Genomic DNA, 3,623 nt, shown 5'->3' on the forward strand with positions numbered 1-3,623 from the left:
CTGCAAGGCTGTTCCTCAAGCAAGCCTTGCGTCGAAGAACCGGCTTCTCCCCCGCTGACGCACGAATTTCCCCTCTGACACACGAATTCAGCTGAAAAAACCGAATTCCCCTTCGACCGGCTCCGCTCTATGACACCCTATGCTTTTCAACGAACCATTGCTCGAGGGGCGCCTCATCGAGCGTTACAAGCGCTTCCTGGCCGATATCGACCTCGCCACCGGGGAACGCATCACCGCCCATTGCGCCAATCCCGGCGCGATGCTCGGCCTGAAGGCCCCGGGCAGCCGGGTTCTTCTGTCGCGCGCCACCAATCCGAAGCGGAAGCTTCAGTACAACTGGGAATTTGTGGAGATCGCCGCCGGCGGCGGAGCCGAGCAGCTCATCGGCATCAACACCTCACGCCCCAACGCCCTCGTCGCGGAAGCGTTGCGCGGCGGGCGTCTCGCACCCTTCGCCGGATACGACCGTATTCGTCCGGAGGTCAAATACGGACGTAACAGCCGCATCGATTTCCTGCTCGAAAAGGAAGGCGAGCCGCCGTGTTACCTCGAGGTCAAGAACTGCCATCTCATGCGGGAAGAGGGATTTGCAGAGTTTCCCGATTGCATCGCGGCCCGCAGCGCGAAGCACCTCTATGAACTGACCGACATGGTCGCCGCCGGCGCCCGCGCCGCCCTCGTCTACGTGATCCAGATGAGAGCGGAACGCTTCGACGTCGCGCGCGACATCGATCCTGCTTACGACAAGGCCTTTCGCCATGCGCTGGCGGCCGGTGTCGAATCCTATGCCTATGTCTGCAAGATCACGCCCTCGGAAATCGTCATCGATCATCCGGTCGAGATCGTGACGCCGAGATAATCAGTTCTCCGTCAGGTCCGCTCGAATCCGAGATTCATTCGGGTTTCCAGCATCAGCCGATAACCACGCTCTTCCAGTCTGGAACGGAGATCCACCTGCCACTGGCCGCGGCCGTTCTCCATCAGGAKAAGCTTGGGCAGGAGGGCATCCGGCGCATCGCGCAGGAAGGGGTCGAGGATCAGATCCTCGGCTCCCTCCACATCGAGCTTGATGGCATCGACATGAGTGAAGCCTTCCTGACGGATCAGGTCGAGCAGCGGGATCGAGGGCACGCGGATTGCGTCGGCCTGGCTCGGCCCGACGATCTTGACGCTCGATTCGCCCTTGTTGCGAGGATCGAGGAACAGGGTCAGCTCACCGGCTTTGTCCGCCACCGCGCAGGCAATGGCCTTCACGTTTCCGAACGGGTTCTGGCTGATGTTGTAGGTCAGGCGATCGAAGATGTCCGGCTGCGGCTCGACGGCCAGGATCCGGCCGGATCCCCCCGCTCGCGCGGCCACGAAAAGCGTATAGCCGCCGACATTCGCTCCGATATCGACGAATGTGAAGCCGTCCTTGATGCGGTCCTCCAAGACCGCCCGCTCCTGCGGATCGAAGTATTGCGGCGTGAACAGGATGCGCTTTTCGCACACGTTGTTGTAGGGGTAAATTCTCATGTTCGCCCCAAGCGACTTGACGTCGAGCGGGGCGCCCTTCAGGAGCCGGATCGCCACGTGACGTAGCAGATACGCCATACGCCGACCCGCCCAGCTTTCCGGCATCGCGCGCGTCCGCGAGAGGAGCCACTGCACGAGGCCGGTGGGGGTGTAGGCGCCAAAAGGCCGGGAATCGGACATCTTCACAAGGAACCAGGGATATGAAATGGGCTCAAGGGAAGTGCTCTTGGCATTCTCGCGCCATAATCGCAAGCGAGGCGACGCTGCGGTTGCTTGCGCGATGCGCCACAATGCTTACATTCTGCCTTGAACAGGACCCCTTATGACTGAGCTTGAAACCGTTTCCGCCGGGCGCGTTCGCACCCCCGCCATTCCCATCCACGGACCCGAGGCGTTCGAGGGCATGCGAAAAGCTGGCCGGCTGGCGGCCGAAGGGCTCGATCTGCTCGTCGAACACGTCAGGCCCGGCGTTACGACCGAGTTCCTGGATAAGCTCATTTTCGATTTCGCGATGGACAACGGCGCCTATCCGGCCTGTCTCTATTATCGCGGATACAACAAGACGATCTGCACCTCGATCAACCACGTGGTCTGCCACGGGATACCCAACGACAAGCCTCTGCGAAGCGGCGACATCGTCAACATCGACGTCACCCTGATCCTCGACGGCTGGCACGGGGATTCGAGCCGCATGTACTACGTCGGCGACGTGCCGCGCAGGGCGCAGCGGCTTTGCGAGATCACCTACGAGTGCCTGATGCGCGGCATCGCGGTCATCAAGCCCGGCGCGACGACCAACGACATCGGCGCCGCCATCCAAACCTTTGCCGAAGGGGAGCGCTGCTCGGTGGTGCGTGATTTCTGCGGCCACGGCCTCGGCCGCGTGTTCCACGATGCACCGACGATCCTCCACTACGTCGAGCCGTCCTACAACGTAGAGCTGAAAGCCGGCATGTTCTTCACAGTCGAGCCGATGATCAATCTCGGCCGTTCGCAGGTGAAGGTTCTCTCCGACGGCTGGACCGCGGTGACCCGCGACCGCTCGCTGTCCGCGCAATTCGAACACACCGTCGGGGTCACCGAGACAGGCGTCGAGATCTTCACCCTGTCGCCGAAAGGCTACGACCAGCCCCCCTACGCCCCGACCGCATGAGCGACAGGGACGAAACGCCGCATTACCACGGGCACCGGGACAGGCTGCGCGCCCGTTTCATGGAAGCAGGTGGCGAAGCCCTCCCCGATTACGAATTGCTCGAGCTGGTGCTGTTCCGCTCGATCCCGCGGCGCGACGTGAAGCCCATCGCCAAAGAATTGCTCAAGCGCTTCGGCACTTTCGCCGAGGTGCTGGCCGCCTCTCCGACCCGCCTTCTCGAGGTCGAAGGGATCGGCGAAAGCATCGTCATCGATCTCAAAATCATGGAAGCGGCCGCTCGACGCCTGGCGCGGGGCGAAGTCTCGAAACGGCCGGTGCTGTCGTCGTGGGCCACGGTCATCGATTACTGCCGAACGGCGATGRCGTTCATGGACAAGGAACAGTTCCGGCTCCTGTTCCTCGACAAGCGCAACGCGTTGATTGCGGACGAAGTGCAGCAATCAGGAACCATCGATCACACGCCCGTCTATCCCCGCGAGGTGGTGAAGCGCGCGCTCGAACTGTCGGCCTCTGCGCTCATCCTCGTCCACAACCATCCCTCCGGCGACCCGACCCCGTCGCAGGCCGACATCAAGATGACCCGTGAGATCATCGAGGTGGCCAAACCCCTCGGCATCATGGTCCACGACCACATCATCGTCGGGCGCGAGGGCCATGCGAGCCTGAAGGGACTGCAGTTGATTTGAGGCGTCGGTAACGCGTCATCGCGCGTGGGGGCCGACGCCCTGACGCTCATGGTTCCGTTTTCCTGATTGAAAAATACGTAACGCGCGCCGACGGATTCTACGGTCGGCTGAACGAACGCCGTACATTAAAGACTTTGAAGATAGATAGCGAAAATAAAGCGTTGGCGGTGTCTCCGCTTGAATTTGGTTGGCGCAAAAAGAAACCCGCTGACGCGATGCATATCAAAGCGCCGATTCATACTCTGACGCGCGTTGTCTCAAATGATCCC

The 3,623-nt window shown here is 61.4% G+C and carries 4 protein-coding genes; 3 read left to right on the forward strand and 1 reads right to left on the reverse strand.

The genetic code is table 11. The features are described from left to right. Positions 1-139 precede the first annotated feature (139 nt). Complete coding sequence (sfsA, locus tag AC1DT3_RS14970) at positions 140-859, forward strand: DNA/RNA nuclease SfsA (protein ID WP_477466039.1); 720 nt, start codon at positions 140-142, stop codon at positions 857-859. Between the two features lie 11 nt (positions 860-870). Here the strand turns inward: sfsA and AC1DT3_RS14975 are convergent, their stop codons facing one another. Beyond that, on the reverse strand, positions 871-1,695 hold the full coding sequence (locus AC1DT3_RS14975; protein WP_477466040.1) for an FkbM family methyltransferase: 825 nt from the start codon (positions 1,693-1,695) through the stop codon (positions 871-873). Positions 1,696-1,837: 142 nt separating this feature from the next. On the opposite strand from AC1DT3_RS14975, the gene map reads away from it, so the two are divergent. Together map and radC are read left to right on the forward strand one after the other, a co-directional pair. After that, the gene (gene map / locus AC1DT3_RS14980; RefSeq protein WP_477466041.1) at positions 1,838-2,668 is read left to right on the forward strand and encodes a type I methionyl aminopeptidase; all 831 of its coding nucleotides are present in this window, start codon (positions 1,838-1,840) and stop codon (positions 2,666-2,668) included. Continuing rightward, the gene (gene radC / locus AC1DT3_RS14985; RefSeq protein ID WP_477466042.1) at positions 2,665-3,354 is read left to right on the forward strand and encodes a RadC family protein; all 690 of its coding nucleotides are present in this window, start codon (positions 2,665-2,667) and stop codon (positions 3,352-3,354) included. Before map ends, radC begins: the two co-directional genes overlap by 4 nt. Positions 3,355-3,623: the final 269 nt, after the last annotated feature.

This window comes from Microvirga sp. P4_G7, assembly GCF_056401005.1.

What these genes read in the sequence shown, in the direction of transcription:
- sfsA (WP_477466039.1), top strand. Translation starts at nt 140, where the DNA reads ATGCTTTTCAACGAACCATTGCTCGAGGGGCGCCTCATCGAGCGTTAC.
- map (WP_477466041.1), top strand. Translation starts at nt 1,838, where the DNA reads ATGACTGAGCTTGAAACCGTTTCCGCCGGGCGCGTTCGCACCCCCGCC.